Source organism: Streptomyces sp. NPDC085937, from assembly GCF_044540535.1.
Classification (GTDB): Bacteria; Actinomycetota; Actinomycetes; order Streptomycetales; family Streptomycetaceae; genus Streptomyces.
In genome coordinates this window covers 117,802-131,027 of record NZ_JBITSH010000011.1, presented here as the reverse complement: position 1 = coordinate 131,027, position 13,226 = coordinate 117,802, and the positions used below count along the sequence as shown (strand labels likewise).

Below are 13,226 nucleotides of genomic sequence, written 5' to 3'. Positions count from 1 at the left end.
CCGACGGGATGCCTGTCCGCATCCCGCGCGACCGAAATTACGCAGTTGGGGCTCACGATGCGGCGACGGTCGCCTTGTTGATCACGACCGTCGCGTTGGGCGCCCCGTCGCCGGCCCCGGTGCTCTCACCGGCGTCGGCGATCTTCTTCAGCACCTTCAGACCGGCGTCCGAGATGGTGCCGAACGGGCTGTAGCTCGGCGGGAGCTGGCTGTCCTGGTAGACCAGGAAGAACTGGCTGCCGCCGCTGTCCTTCTGGCCGGTGTTGGCCATGGCGACCGTGCCCGCCGGGTAGACGTTGTCCTTCAGGCTCGCGTCCTTCAGGTTCTCGTCCGGGATGGTGTAGCCCGGCCCGCCGGTGCCGGTGCCCGTGGGGTCGCCGCACTGCAGCACGTAGATGCCGTTCGTGGTGAGCCGGTGGCACTTCGTGTGGTCGAAGTAGCCCTTGTCCGCCAGGAAGTCGAACGAGTTGACCGTGTGCGGGGCCGCCGACGCCTTCAGCGCCACGTCGATGGCGCCGCAGGTGGTGTCCAGCTTCAGCGTGTACTTCGCCGACTTGTCGATCGACATCGCCGGCTCCTTCTTCCAGGTCTTCTTCGCGACCTCGCCCTTCGCGGGCTCCTCGCACGGGTCCGGGGCCTTGCTGGGCGCCTCCGCGCCCGGCGTGGCCTCGGCGCCCGGCGTGGCCTCCGCGCTCGTGGTGGTCTTGTCGTCGTCCTGCTTCAGCACCCCGGTCGTGTACAGCGCGAGGCTGCCGATCAGGACCACACCGAGCACCGACGCGATCACCGCGTTGCGGACCCGCGCCTTCTGACGCGCCTCGGTACGCCGCTGCTGCTGCCGCAAGAACTTCTCCCGGGCGAGCTGACGCCGCCGCTGCTCCTGGCTGACCACCGGGTTCTCTCCTCATGCGTCTCGTGTGCCGGCCGGTACGCGTGCGTACGTGCGGTGAGCCGACCCCCTGCGTGTGCCCCGTACCGTATATGGGTTCGCTGAGGAATCGGCAGCGCCGGTAGGCTCTGACCACGGGCGCAGCCCCGTCGCAAGTCTCCCGTACCGACACAAACGAAGGACGATCGTGCTCATTGCCGGGTTCCCCGCCGGGGCCTGGGGGACGAACTGTTATCTCGTCGCCCCCGCCGCCGGCGAGGAGTGCGTGATCATCGACCCCGGCCACCAGGCCGCCGACGGCGTCGCGGAGGCGGTCCGCAAGCACCGGCTCAAGCCCGTCGCCGTCGTCCTCACCCACGGTCACATCGACCATGTCGCCTCGGTGGTCCCGGTGTGCGGGGCGCACGACGTCCCCGCCTGGATCCACCCCGAGGACCGGTACATGATGAGCGACCCCGAGAAGGGCCTGGGCCGTGCCATCGGCATGCCGCTCATGGGGGAGCTGACGGTGGGGGAGCCGGACGACGTCAAGGAGCTCACCGACGGCGCGAAACTGCGGCTGGCGGGCCTGGAGTTCGGTGTCTCGCACGCGCCGGGCCATACCAAGGGGTCGGTGACCTTCGGCCTGCCCGAGTCGGCGGACGTCCCGCCGGTCATGTTCTCGGGCGACCTGCTGTTCGCCGGCTCCGTCGGACGCACCGACCTGCCCGGCGGTGACATGGCCGAGATGCGCGACTCGCTGGCCCGCGTGTGCCTGCCGCTCGACGACTCGACCGTGGTGCTGTCCGGCCACGGCCCCCAGACGACCATCGGCCAGGAGCGCGCCACCAACCCGTATCTGCGGCAGGTGGCGGCCGGCCAGGGAGCGCCAGAGGCTCCCCGACGAGGAATGTGACGACTACTTCCGTGAGCACTTTCAAGGCCCCGAAGGGCACGTACGACCTGCTGCCGCCCGATTCCGCCAAGTTCCTCGCTGTGCGCGAGGCGATCGCGGCCCCGCTGCGCGGCTCCGGCTACGGCTACATCGAGACACCCGGCTTCGAGAACGTCGAACTGTTCGCGCGCGGTGTCGGAGAGTCCACCGACATCGTCACCAAGGAGATGTACGCCTTCGAGACCAAGGGCGGCGACCGGCTCGCCCTGCGCCCCGAGGGCACCGCATCCGTGCTGCGCGCCGCCCTGGAGGCCAACCTGCACAAGGCGGGCAACCTCCCGGTCAAGCTCTGGTACTCCGGCTCGTACTACCGCTACGAGCGCCCCCAGAAGGGCCGCTACCGCCACTTCTCCCAGGTCGGCGCCGAGGCGATCGGCGCGGAGGACCCCGCGCTGGACGCCGAGCTGATCATCCTCGCCGACCAGGCGTACCGCTCGCTCGGCCTGCAGAAGTTCCGCATCCTGCTCAACAGCCTCGGCGACAAGGAGTGCCGCCCGGTCTACCGGGCCGCGCTGCAGGACTTCCTGCGCGGCCTCGACCTGGACGAGGACACCCTGCGCCGGGCGGACATCAACCCGCTGCGCGTCCTGGACGACAAGCGGGAGTCGGTGCAGAAGCAGCTCACCGGCGCGCCCCTGTTGCGCGACTACCTCTGCGACGCCTGCAAGGCGTACCACGAGGAGGTCCGCGAGCTGATCACGGCGGCGGGCGTGGCCTTCGAGGACGACCCCAAGCTCGTGCGCGGCCTGGACTACTACACCCGCACCACCTTCGAGTTCGTCCACGACGGCCTGGGCTCCCAGTCCGCGGTGGGCGGCGGCGGCCGCTACGACGGCCTGTCCGAGATGATCGGCGGCCCCGCGCTGCCGTCCGTCGGCTGGGCGCTCGGCGTCGACCGCACCGTGCTGGCGCTGGAGGCGGAGGGCGTGGAGCTGGAACTGCCCGCCACCACCAGCGTGTTCGCCGTGCCGCTGGGCGAGGAGGCCCGCCGCGTGCTGTTCGCGAAGGTCACCGAGCTGCGCAAGAACGGCGTGGCCGCGGACTTCGCCTACGGCGGCAAGGGCCTGAAGGCCGCGATGAAGGCGGCCAACCGCTCGGGCGCCCGGTACGCGCTCATCCTCGGCGAGCGGGACCTCGCCGAGGGCGTCGTCCAGCTCAAGGACCTGGAGTCCGGCGAGCAGACCGCGGTCGGCGTGAACGAGGTCGTGGCGGAACTCGAGTCCCGCCTCGGCTGAGCCATCCGCTCCACGGGCGCCGGGTCCCCTCGCCAGGGGGCCCGGCGCCCGCCTCGTCAACGGGGCGCACCCCGCCGCCACCCGGAAGGGGAGCCGGGACCGGACGCCTGTGCGGGCGCCCCGCGAAGGTCGGCCGAAACCCCGCGTCCCGGGGCGAACAGACGTACGTCCTTATCCACGGTCAACGGCGCACGCACCGAGCCGTACGGCACAATGGCCCCTGCCCGAAGCAGTCCCCACTCACCAGTGACGGAATCGGCGTGATGAGCAAGACGACAGTCAGGGACGTCGACATGGAGCCCGAATCCCCCTCCCCGCACCAGCGTGCCGCCTCCGCGCCGCGCACCGAGGGCGCGAGCCGGGCGTTCGCGCTGCTCCTGATCATCACCGGCGCCGCCGGCGTCCTCGCCGCGTGGGTGATCACACTCGACAAGTTCAAGCTGCTCGAGGCCAAGGTCAAGGGTGAGACGTTCGTCCCCGGCTGCAGCCTCAACCCGGTCGTCTCCTGCGGCAGCGTCATGGAGAGCGACCAGGCCTCCGTGTTCGGCTTCCCCAACCCGATGCTCGGCCTGGTCACCTACGGGATCGTGGTCTGCGTCGGCGTGAGCCTGCTCGCCCGGGCCCGCTTCCCGCGCTGGTACTGGCTCACCTTCAACGCCGGCACCCTCTTCGGCGTCGGCTTCTGCGCCTGGCTGATGTTCCAGTCCCTGTACCGGATCAACGCCCTGTGCCTGTGGTGCTGCCTGGCCTGGGTCGCCACGATCATCATGTTCTGGTACGTGACCTCCTTCAACATCCGCAAGGGCTTCCTGCCCGCCCCGAACTGGCTGAAGAGCTTCTTCGGCGAGTTCACCTGGGTCATGCCGGTGCTGCACATCGGCATCATCGGCATGCTGATCCTGACCCGCTGGTGGGATTTCTGGACCAGCTGACCGCCCGCCCGGGCTGTCGGCGCGGTGCTTTAGGGTTTCAGGGTGGAGCCCGACCTGTTCACCGCCGCAGCAGAAGAACGCCAGGAGAAGGACCCGGCCGGCAGCCCCCTGGCGGTCCGGATGCGCCCGCGCACCCTCGACGAGGTGGTGGGCCAGCAGCACCTGCTGAAGCCGGGATCCCCCCTGCGCAGACTCGTCGGCGAGGGCTCCTCCGGGCCCGCCGGCCCGTCCTCGGTGATCCTCTGGGGCCCGCCCGGCACCGGCAAGACCACCCTCGCCTACGTGGTCTCCAAGGCCACCAACAAGCGTTTCGTGGAGCTGTCCGCGATCACCGCGGGCGTCAAGGAGGTCCGCGCGGTCATCGACGGCGCGCGCCGCGCCTCCGGGGGGTACGGCCAGGAGACCGTCCTCTTCCTCGACGAGATCCACCGCTTCAGCAAGGCCCAGCAGGACTCCCTGCTCCCGGCCGTGGAGAACCGCTGGGTCACCCTGATCGCCGCGACCACCGAGAACCCGTACTTCTCGGTCATCTCCCCGCTGCTGTCGCGCTCCCTGCTGCTCACCCTCGAACCGCTCACCGACGACGACGTCCGCGGTCTGCTGCGGCGCGCCCTCACGGACGAGCGGGGCCTCAAGGGCGCCGTCACCCTCCCCGAGGACACCGAGGACCACTTCCTGCGCATCGCCGGCGGGGACGCCCGCCGCGCGCTCACCGCCCTGGAGGCCGCGGCCGGCGCCGCGCTCGACAAGGGTGAGGCGGAGGTGACCCTGGCGACGCTGGAGGAGACCGTCGACCGGGCCGCCGTGAAGTACGACCGCGACGGCGACCAGCACTACGACGTCGCCAGCGCCCTGATCAAGTCCATCCGCGGCTCCGACGTGGACGCCGCCCTGCACTACCTGGCCCGCATGATCGAGGCCGGCGAGGACCCCCGCTTCATCGCCCGCCGCCTGATGATCTCCGCCAGCGAGGACATCGGCCTCGCCGATCCGAACGCGCTGCCCATCGCGGTCGCCGCCGCCCAGGCCGTCGCCATGATCGGCTTCCCCGAGGCCGCCCTCACCCTCAGCCACGCCACCATCGCCCTCGCCCTCGCGCCCAAGTCGAACGCGGCCACCACCGCGATCGGCGCCGCCCTGGAGGACGTGCGCAAGGGACTGGCCGGATCCGTGCCGTCCCACCTGCGCGACAGCCACTACAAGGGCGCCGGCAAGCTCGGTCACGGCAAGGGCTACACCTACCCGCACGACCTGCCCGAGGGCATCGCCGCCCAGCAGTACGCGCCCGACGCCCTGAAGGACCGCGAGTACTACGAGCCCACCCGGCACGGCGCGGAGGCGCGGTACGCGGACGCGGTGGAGTGGACCCGGAAGCACCTCGGTCGCAGGCGGTCCTGAGCACCCTGTAGACTCACGCGAAGTGCTGTGTCCCGTGTCCGGCTCCGGTCGGCGCCTCAGGCGGGACGACCAGCCGGATCCTTCGATCCAGGAGCGTCGCGCACCGTCGTAGGTGTCGCGGGCAGCCCACCACCACCCGTACGTCACGGGACCGGTCGGTGGGCCGTTCGTGTGCTGCACGTATGTGCCCAGACCAGGGGAGCGGCTGCCCGGCTCGTCCCGCGTGGACCTGCTGGGATTCCCCGGCTGCGGATGCGACCTCCCGTAACCCTGAGGCAGCCGTAAAGGAAAAGGAAAAGAAGTGGCGAACCAGTCCCGCCCCAAGGTCAAGAAGTCGCGTGCCCTCGGCATCGCGCTGACCCCGAAGGCCGTCAAGTACTTCGAGGCCCGCCCCTACCCGCCGGGTGAGCACGGCCGTGGCCGCAAGCAGAACTCGGACTACAAGGTCCGTCTGCTGGAGAAGCAGCGTCTGCGCGCGCAGTACGACCTCTCCGAGCGGCAGCTCGTCCGTGCCTACGAGCGCGCCTCCAAGACCTCGATGAAGACCGGCGAGGCCCTGGTCATCGAGCTCGAGCGCCGTCTCGACGCGCTGGTCCTGCGTTCGGGCATCGCCCGCACGATCTACCAGGCCCGCCAGATGGTCACGCACGGCCACATCCAGGTGAACGGCAAGAAGGTCGACAAGCCTTCCTTCCGTGTCCGCCCGGACGACGTCGTCGAGGTCCGCGAGCGCAGCAAGGAGAAGACCCTCTTCACGATCGCTCGTGAGGGTGGCTTCGCCCCCGACGGTGAGATCCCGCGCTACCTGCAGGTGAACCTCAAGGCCCTGGCGTTCCGCCTGGACCGTGAGCCGAACCGCAAGGAGATCCCGGTGATCTGCGACGAGCAGCTCGTCGTCGAGTACTACGCCCGCTGATCCCAGCAGGCACGCGGTATCCCGAGCCCGTCGTCTTCCCGCCCCTCGGGGCGGGCGAGGCGGCGGGCTCGTCTTCGCCCCGCCCCGCGCGGAACTCCGGCCGTGCCGGACACTAATCCGGTACGGAGACGCGCCACCGGCGCGATAGGCTCGGTGACACGACTTTCTCGATGTTCAGGCGCGTTTCAAGGGAGCGGGTGCACACAGTGTCCGGTGGCGAGGTGGCCGGAATCCTGGTGGCCGTCTTCTGGGCGATCCTGGTCTCCTTCCTCGCCGTCGCGCTGGCGAGGCTGGCCCAGACGCTCCGGGCGACCACCAAACTGGTGGCGGACGTGACCGACCAGGCCGTCCCCCTGCTGGCGGACGCCTCCACGGCGGTGCGCTCCGCGCAGACCCAGATCGAACGGGTCGACGCGATCGCCTCCGACGTCCAGGAGGTCACCTCCAACGCCTCCGCGCTGTCCACCACCGTGGCCTCCACCTTCGGCGGCCCTCTGGTCAAGGTCGCCGCCTTCGGCTACGGCGTGCGCCGGGCCGTCAGCGGCCGCAAGGAGGACGCGCCCGCCAAGACGCGGCGCGACGTGATCGTGGGCCGCACCGTCCCGGGCGCGCGGCGCGACAAGCGGACCCGGGGAAAGAAGGACTGACCCGACGATGTTCCGCCGAACGTTCTGGTTCAGCACCGGCGTCGCCGCCGGCGTGTGGGCCACCACCAAGGTCAACCGCAAGCTCAAGCAGCTCAAGCCCGACCACCTCGCCGTCACCGCGGCGAACAAGGCGATCGAGGCGGGCGGCCGGCTCAAGGACCGCGCGGTGGACTTCGCGCTCGAGGTCCGCGACAACATGGCCCGGCGGGAGGCCGAACTGGGCGACGCGCTCGGGCTGAACGCCCCCGTCGACCGTGAACTGCCCGCGCCCCGCGGCTACGCCGTGATCGAGAACCGCAACAGCCCCCCGTACGTCGAGGGCTCCAAGAAGTCGACGTACCCGACGTACCCGTACAACCGGAATGAGGACCACTGATGGAGTCGGCCGAGATCCGCCGCCGCTGGCTGAGCTTCTTCGAGGAGCGCGGGCACACCGTCGTCCCGTCGGCGTCGCTCATCGCGGACGACCCGACTCTGCTGCTCGTCCCGGCCGGCATGGTGCCCTTCAAGCCCTACTTCCTCGGCGAGGTCAAGCCGCCCTTCGACCGCGCCACCAGCGTGCAGAAGTGCGTGCGCACCCCCGACATCGAAGAGGTCGGCAAGACCACCCGCCACGGCACGTTCTTCCAGATGTGCGGCAACTTCTCCTTCGGCGACTACTTCAAGGAAGGCGCCATCAAGCTCGCCTGGGAGCTGCTCACCAGCCCCCAGGACAAGGGCGGTTACGGCCTGGAGCCCGAGAAGCTCTGGATCACCGTCTACCAGGACGACGACGAGGCCGAGCAGATCTGGCGCGACGTCGTCGGTGTGCCCGCCGAGCGCATCCAGCGCCTGGGCAAGAAGGACAACTTCTGGTCCATGGGCGTCCCCGGCCCCTGCGGCCCCTGCTCCGAGATCAACTACGACCGCGGCCCCGAGTTCGGCGCCGAGGGCGGCCCCGCCGTCAACGACGAGCGGTACGTGGAGATCTGGAACCTCGTCTTCATGCAGTACGAGCGGGGCGAGGGCACCGGCAAGGACGACTTCGAGATCCTCGGCGACCTGCCCAGCAAGAACATCGACACCGGCCTCGGCCTCGAACGGCTCGCCATGATTCTGCAGGGCGTGCAGAACATGTACGAGATCGACACCTCCATGGCTGTCATCGAGAAGGCCACCGAGCTGACCGGCGTCCGCTACGGCGACGCTCAGAGCTCCGACGTCTCCCTGCGCGTGGTCACCGACCACATGCGCACCTCGGTCATGCTCATCGGCGACGGCGTCACCCCCGGCAACGAGGGCCGCGGTTACGTGCTGCGCCGCATCATGCGCCGCGCCATCCGCAACATGCGCCTCCTCGGCGCCACCGGCCCGGTCGTCAAGGACCTCATCGACGTCGTCATCGGCATGATGGGGCAGCAGTACCCGGAGCTGGTCACCGACCGCGAGCGCATCGAGAAGGTTGCCCTCGCCGAGGAGAACGCCTTCCTCAAGACGCTGAAGGCCGGCACCAACATCCTCGACACCGCCGTGTCCGAGACCAAGGCCGCGGGCTCCGACGTGCTCCCCGGCGACAAGGCCTTCCTGCTGCACGACACCTGGGGCTTCCCCATCGACCTCACCCTGGAGATGGCCGCCGAGCAGGGCCTCTCCGTGGACGAGGACGGCTTCCGCCGCCTGATGAAGGAGCAGCGGGAGCGCGCCAAGGCCGACGCCCGGTCCAAGAAGACCGGCCACGCCGACCTCGGCGCCTACCGCGAGATCGCCGACCGGGCCGGCGCCACCGACTTCATCGGCTACACGGACACCGAGGGCGAGTCCGCCGTCGTCGGCATCCTCGTCGACGGCGTCTCCTCGCCCGCCGCCACCGAGGGCGACGAGGTCGAGATCGTCCTGGACCGCACCCCCTTCTACGCCGAGGGCGGCGGCCAGATCGGCGACACCGGCCGGATCCGCACCGACTCCGGTGCCGTCATCGAGGTCCGCGACTGCCAGAAGCCGGTCCCCGGCGTCTACGTCCACAAGGGCGTCGTCCAGGTCGGCGAGGTCACCGTCGGCGCCCGCGCCCACGCCGCCATCGACGACCGCCGGCGCAAGGCCATCGCCCGCGCCCACTCGGCCACCCACCTCACCCACCAGGCCCTGCGCGACGCCCTCGGCCCGACGGCCGCCCAGGCCGGTTCCGAGAACCAGCCCGGCCGGTTCCGCTTCGACTTCGGCTCCCCGGCCGCCGTCCCGCAGACGGTCATGCTGGACGTCGAGCAGAAGATCAACGAGGTGCTCGCCCGCGACCTCGACGTCCGCGCCGACGTGATGGGCATCGACGAGGCCAAGAAGCAGGGCGCCATCGCCGAGTTCGGCGAGAAGTACGGCGACCGGGTCCGCGTGGTCACCATCGGCGACTTCTCCAAGGAGCTGTGCGGCGGCACCCACGTGCACAACACCGCCCAGCTGGGTCTGGTGAAGCTGCTCGGCGAGTCCTCCATCGGCTCCGGCGTGCGCCGCATCGAGGCCCTGGTCGGCGTGGACGCCTACAACTTCCTCGCCCGCGAGCACACGGTCGTCAACCAGCTCACCGAACTGCTCAAGGGACGTTCCGAGGAGCTGCCCGAGAAGGTCTCCGCCATGCTCGGCCGGCTCAAGGACGCCGAGAAGGAGATCGAGAAGTTCCGCGCCGAGAAGGTGCTCCAGGCCGCCGCCGGTCTCGCCGGGTCCGCCAAGGACATCAAGGGTGTCGCCGTCGTCACCGGCCAGGTCCCGGACGGCACCACTGCCGACGACCTGCGCAAGCTCGTGCTCGACGTGCGCGGCCGCATCCAGGGCGGCCGGGCCGCCGTGGTGGCCCTGTTCAGCGCGGTCAACGGCAAGCCCCTCACCGTCATCGCCACCAACGAGGCCGCCCGCGAGCGCGGGCTCAAGGCCGGTGAGCTGGTGCGCACCGCCGCCAAGACCCTCGGCGGCGGCGGTGGAGGCAAGCCGGACGTCGCCCAGGGCGGCGGCCAGAACCCGGCCGCCGTCGGCGAGGCCGTGGACGCCGTGGAGCGTCTCGTGGCGGACACCGCCAAGTGAACGACGGTCCCACGCACCAGCAGGCGGACGGCCCGGCCCTGCGCCGCGGCCGCCGCCTCGCGGTCGACGTCGGGGACGCCCGGATCGGGGTCGCCTCCTGCGACCCCGACGGGATCCTCGCCACCCCGGTCGAGACCGTCCCCGGCCGGGACGTCCCGGCCGCGCACCGCAGACTGAGGCAGCTCGTCGAGGAGTACGAGCCGATCGAGGTCGTCGTCGGTCTCCCTCGCTCCCTCAAGGGGGGCGAGGGCCCCGCCGCCGCCAAGGTCCGCGGCTTCACCAAGGAGCTGGCACGTATGATCGCCCCGGTTCCGGTGCGGCTCGTGGACGAGCGGATGACCACGGTGACGGCCAGTCAGGGGCTGCGCGCCTCGGGCGTGAAGTCCAAGAAGGGCCGCGCCGTCATCGACCAGGCTGCCGCTGTGATCATCCTCCAGCAGGCACTGGAATCCGAACGGGTGTCAGGCAGACCACCCGGCGAGGGCGTCGAAGTGGTCATCTGATCGCGATACGGTAACGTTCCGCGCGATGCGGGCGGTGTTCGAACAGCCCCGCACTAAGAGAGGCGGAACGGGAGCCGCGGTCGTCAGGTGGCCGGGCTGCCGCCGCCTCGCGGCTCTAGGGGATCGATGACTGAGTATGGCCGGGGCCAAGGCTCCGAACCGTGGCATCCGGACGACCCGTTGTACGGGGACGGCGGATGGGGAGGGCAGCAGGGCCGGCAGGCCGCGCAGCCTCCCTACGACGGCCAGGCGCAGCAGTACCCGCAGCAGCCGCAGACGCAGCAGCAGTACGGCGACTGGGACACCGGTGACCAGGGCGGATACGGCGACCAGTCGTACCCGCAGTACGACCAGTACGGTCAGCAGTACGCGCCCCAGCAGCCCCAGCAGCCTCATCACCAGTCTCAGCAGCCGCATCACCAGCAGCAGTACCCGCAGCAGCAGCCCCAGCAGCAGTACGACCAGAACGGCTGGCCCACGGGCTCCTACCCCCAGGACCCCTACGCCGGCGGTCCGGCGGACCCGTACGCCCAGCAGCCGTCCGCTCCGTACGGCGGGGAGCAGTCCGACTACTACGGCACGCCCGAGGCCTACCCGCCGCCCGAGCCCCCCGGCCGCCGGCGCGCCGAGCCCGAACCCGAGCCGCGGACGGACTGGGACCCCGGCCCCGACCAGGGCGAACACGCGTTCTTCGCGGGCGGCGACGACGACGATGACGGCCGCGACGAGGAGCCGGAGGACCGGCGCGGACGCGGTGACCGCAGGGGCGGCAAGGAGCGCCGGGGCGGCAAGGAGAAGAAACGACGCAGCGGCCTGGCGTGTCTCGTGGTCGTCGTGGTCTTCGGCGGCGGCCTGGCCGGTGTCAGCTACTTCGGCTACCAGTTCTACCAGGATCGTTTCGGCAGCGCCCCGGACTTCGCGGGCTCCGGCAACGGCGAGCAGGTCACCGTCACCATCCCCAAGGGCTCGGGCGGTTACGCCATCGGCCAGGAGCTCAAGAAGATGGGCGTGGTCAAGAGCGTCGACGCCTTCGTCGCGGCGCAGGCGGCCAACCCGGACGGCAAGAGCATCCAGGACGGCGTCTACACGATGCAGAAGGAGATGTCGGCCGCCAGCGCGGTCGAACTGATGCTCAGCCCGACGAGCCGCAACAACCTGATCATCGCCGAGGGCAAGCGCAACGGAGCCGTCTACGAGCTCATCGACGCGCGCCTGGAGGTCAAGAAGGGCACCACGGCCAAGGTCGCCGAGACCAAGTGGAAGACGCTCGGCCTGCCCGCCTGGGCCATGAACCACCCGGACGTGAAGGACCCGCTGGAGGGTTTCCTGTTCCCGTCCAGCTACGCCGTCGCCAAGGGGCAGACGCCGGAGGACGTCCTCAAGCAGATGGTGGCTCGTGCCACCGAGAAGTACGAGTCGCTGGACTTCGAGGCCAAGTCCAAGAGCCTGGGCCTCGACGGGCCGTGGGAACTGGTGACGGTCGCGAGCCTGGTGCAGGCCGAGGGCAAGACCCACGACGACTTCCGCAAGATGTCCGAGGTCGTCTACAACCGGCTGAAGCCGACCAACACCGAGACCTACCAACTGCTGCAGTTCGACTCGACCTTCAACTACCTGAAGGGCGAGAGCAACATCGACATCGCCGAGTCCGAGATCAAGAGCAACAAGGACCCGTACAACACGTACACCAACAAGGGCCTGCCGCCCGGCCCCATCGGCAACCCCGGTGACGAGGCACTCCAGGCGGCGCTGAAGCCGACCGCGGACGGCTGGATCTACTTCGTGGCGACCGACGGTGTGAACAAGACCGAGTTCGCCAAGACGCACGACGACTTCCTGAAGCTGAAGGACAAGTTCAATGACCGTTAGGAGCGGGGCCCGCCGTGCCGCCGTGCTCGGCTCCCCGATCGCCCACTCCCTCTCCCCGGTGCTGCACCGCGCCGCCTACGCCGAACTCGGCCTTCAGGGCTGGACGTACGACCGGTTCGAGGTCGACGAGCAGGCGCTGCCCGGCTTCCTCGAGACGCTCGGCTCCGAGTGGGCGGGACTGTCGCTGACCATGCCGCTGAAGCGGGCCGTGATCCCGCTGCTTGACTCGGTCAGCGACACCGCCGCCTCGGTCGACGCGGTCAACACCGTCGTCCTCGGCGAGGACGGCCGCCGCACCGGCGACAACACCGACATCCCCGGCATGATCGCCGCCCTGCGCGAGCACGGCATCGACAAGGTGGACACCGCCGCGATCCTCGGCGCCGGCGCCACCGCCTCCTCCGCGCTCGCCGCGCTGGCCCGCGTCTGCTCGGGCGAGATCGTCGTCCACGTGCGCAGCGAGGCACGGGCCGCCGAGATGCGGCAGTGGGCGGAGCGGCTCGACGTCACCGTGCGGATCGCCGCCTGGGACGACGCCGAGCAGGCCCTGCACGCCCCGCTGGTCATCAGCACCACCCCGGCCGGCGTCACCGACGCCCTCGCCCACGCCGTGCCCGAGCGCCCGGCGGCCCTCTTCGACGTGCTGTACGACCCGTGGCCGACCGTCCTCGCCGCCCGCTGGTCCGCGTACGGCGGGGCCGTGGTCAGCGGCCTCGACCTGCTGGTGCACCAGGCGGTGCTCCAGGTGGAGCAGATGACCGGACGGTCGCCGGCCCCCCTGGAGGCCATGCGGCACGCGGGCGAACAAGCCCTCGTCGCGCGATAGGATCCCGCCTCGGTTCCGCAGGGGGCGGA

12 protein-coding genes are annotated in these 13,226 nt (G+C 70.4%); 11 read left to right on the top strand and 1 reads right to left on the bottom strand.

The features are described 5' to 3' along the window. Nucleotides 1-52 precede the first annotated feature (52 nt). The gene (locus ACIF8S_RS23080; RefSeq protein ID WP_400001384.1) at nucleotides 53-892 is read right to left on the bottom strand and encodes a peptidylprolyl isomerase; all 840 of its coding nucleotides are present in this window, start codon (nucleotides 890-892) and stop codon (nucleotides 53-55) included. Nucleotides 893-1,076: 184 nt separating this feature from the next. Between ACIF8S_RS23080 and ACIF8S_RS23075 the strand changes: the two genes are divergently transcribed. The 11 genes from ACIF8S_RS23075 to ACIF8S_RS23025 all read left to right on the top strand — a co-directional run bounded on the left by ACIF8S_RS23075 (nucleotide 1,077) and on the right by ACIF8S_RS23025 (nucleotide 13,197). Further along, nucleotides 1,077-1,784 carry an MBL fold metallo-hydrolase gene (locus ACIF8S_RS23075; RefSeq protein WP_400001382.1) on the top strand — a complete coding sequence of 236 codons (708 nt, stop codon included), beginning with the start codon at nucleotides 1,077-1,079 and terminating at the stop codon, nucleotides 1,782-1,784. Nucleotides 1,785-1,795: 11 nt separating this feature from the next. Further along, on the top strand, nucleotides 1,796-3,058 hold the full coding sequence (hisS, locus tag ACIF8S_RS23070) for a histidine--tRNA ligase (protein ID WP_400001380.1): 1,263 nt from the start codon (nucleotides 1,796-1,798) through the stop codon (nucleotides 3,056-3,058). Between the two features lie 263 nt (nucleotides 3,059-3,321). After that, a complete protein-coding gene (locus tag ACIF8S_RS23065) occupies nucleotides 3,322-3,990 on the top strand; it encodes a vitamin K epoxide reductase family protein (protein WP_400001378.1) in 669 nt (222 codons plus the stop codon). A 42-nt stretch (nucleotides 3,991-4,032) separates the two neighbouring features. Then, nucleotides 4,033-5,388: a replication-associated recombination protein A gene (locus ACIF8S_RS23060; RefSeq protein WP_400001376.1), complete on the top strand. Its 1,356-nt coding sequence runs from the start codon at nucleotides 4,033-4,035 to the stop codon at nucleotides 5,386-5,388. Between the two features lie 301 nt (nucleotides 5,389-5,689). Further along, nucleotides 5,690-6,304, top strand: a complete 615-nt coding sequence (gene rpsD / locus ACIF8S_RS23055) for a 30S ribosomal protein S4 (protein ID WP_019523761.1) — start codon at nucleotides 5,690-5,692, stop codon at nucleotides 6,302-6,304. Between the two features lie 197 nt (nucleotides 6,305-6,501). Further along, nucleotides 6,502-6,951, top strand: coding sequence for a DUF948 domain-containing protein (locus ACIF8S_RS23050; RefSeq protein ID WP_106967097.1), 450 nt, complete (start codon nucleotides 6,502-6,504; stop codon nucleotides 6,949-6,951). Between the two features lie 7 nt (nucleotides 6,952-6,958). Continuing rightward, complete coding sequence (locus tag ACIF8S_RS23045) at nucleotides 6,959-7,327, top strand: hypothetical protein (protein ID WP_400001375.1); 369 nt, start codon at nucleotides 6,959-6,961, stop codon at nucleotides 7,325-7,327. After that, complete coding sequence (gene alaS / locus ACIF8S_RS23040) at nucleotides 7,327-9,999, top strand: alanine--tRNA ligase (RefSeq protein WP_400001373.1); 2,673 nt, start codon at nucleotides 7,327-7,329, stop codon at nucleotides 9,997-9,999. The genes ACIF8S_RS23045 and alaS overlap by 1 nt, the downstream gene beginning before the upstream one ends. Next, nucleotides 9,996-10,502 carry a Holliday junction resolvase RuvX gene (gene ruvX / locus ACIF8S_RS23035; protein ID WP_400001371.1) on the top strand — a complete coding sequence of 169 codons (507 nt, stop codon included), beginning with the start codon at nucleotides 9,996-9,998 and terminating at the stop codon, nucleotides 10,500-10,502. The genes alaS and ruvX overlap by 4 nt, the downstream gene beginning before the upstream one ends. A gap of 126 nt (nucleotides 10,503-10,628) precedes the next feature. Continuing rightward, nucleotides 10,629-12,371, top strand: coding sequence for an endolytic transglycosylase MltG (gene mltG, locus ACIF8S_RS23030; RefSeq protein WP_400001369.1), 1,743 nt, complete (start codon nucleotides 10,629-10,631; stop codon nucleotides 12,369-12,371). Then, nucleotides 12,361-13,197 (top strand): shikimate dehydrogenase, encoded by an 837-nt coding sequence (locus tag ACIF8S_RS23025; protein ID WP_400001368.1) that lies wholly within the window; start codon nucleotides 12,361-12,363, stop codon nucleotides 13,195-13,197. Before mltG ends, ACIF8S_RS23025 begins: the two co-directional genes overlap by 11 nt. Nucleotides 13,198-13,226 lie beyond the last annotated feature (29 nt).

Bases quoted from the DNA above. Each gene is read 5' to 3' on its own strand.
- alaS (WP_400001373.1), top strand. From the start codon at position 7,327: ATGGAGTCGGCCGAGATCCGCCGCCGCTGGCTGAGCTTCTTCGAGGAG.
- mltG (WP_400001369.1), top strand. From the start codon at position 10,629: ATGACTGAGTATGGCCGGGGCCAAGGCTCCGAACCGTGGCATCCGGAC.
- ACIF8S_RS23065 (WP_400001378.1), top strand. From the start codon at position 3,322: ATGAGCAAGACGACAGTCAGGGACGTCGACATGGAGCCCGAATCCCCC.
- ACIF8S_RS23025 (WP_400001368.1), top strand. From the start codon at position 12,361: ATGACCGTTAGGAGCGGGGCCCGCCGTGCCGCCGTGCTCGGCTCCCCG.
- ACIF8S_RS23045 (WP_400001375.1), top strand. From the start codon at position 6,959: ATGTTCCGCCGAACGTTCTGGTTCAGCACCGGCGTCGCCGCCGGCGTG.